The sequence below is a fragment of the Geodermatophilus sp. CPCC 205506 genome (assembly GCF_051383635.1).
In the GTDB taxonomy this organism is placed as follows: Bacteria; Actinomycetota; Actinomycetes; order Mycobacteriales; family Geodermatophilaceae; genus Geodermatophilus.
This window is the reverse complement of sequence record NZ_JALPKP010000133.1, coordinates 1-578: the sequence shown is the minus strand read 5'-3', so window position 1 is coordinate 578 and position 578 is coordinate 1. Positions and strand designations below refer to the sequence as shown.

Sequence of the window (578 nt, the reverse complement as noted above, 5' to 3'; positions counted from 1 at the left end):
GCGGTCGCGGTCGTGGGCACGCTGGCCGCCGGGGCCGGCGCGGTTCCGGTCGCCGAGCAGCTGCTGGTCGCCGGGCCGGCGCTGCTCGCCGCCGACCTGCCGCTGCCCCCACCCGAGGAGCCGACGGGTGTCGCGCTCGCGGGTTCGGTCACCGCCACGCCCGTCGACGGCGGCTGGACGCTGACCGGCACGGCGACCGACGTCTCCTGGTCCGGGGTCGTGCGGCACCTGGTCGTGCTCGCCACCGGCCCGGACGCCCCGGTGCTCGCGCTGGTCGCGGCGGACGGGCTGCCCGCCGGCGAGGCCCGCAACCTGGCCGGGGAGCCGCGCGGGTCGGTCGTCCTGGGCGGGGCACCCGCCCGGGTCGCACCCGTCACCGAGGCGCAGGTGGCCGAGGTGCGGGCCCGGTTCGCGCTGGCCCGGGCGGTGCAGCTGGCCGCCGCGCTGGAGCAGGTGCTGGCCTGGACGGTGCAGTACGCCGGCGAGCGCCACCAGTTCGGCCGCCCGCTGGCCAGGTTCCAGGCCATCCAGATGGAGCTGGCCCAGATGGCCGGCGAGGTCACCGCCGCCACCGCCCT

Annotated in this window: 1 protein-coding gene; it reads left to right on the top strand. The window is 79.4% G+C overall.

Features of this window, described 5'->3' with window-relative positions; translation table 11 throughout:
* Positions 1–12 precede the first annotated feature (12 nt).
* A partial coding sequence (locus MY520_RS27960; RefSeq protein WP_436695960.1) for an acyl-CoA dehydrogenase family protein occupies positions 13–578 on the top strand: 566 nt, incomplete at its 3' end.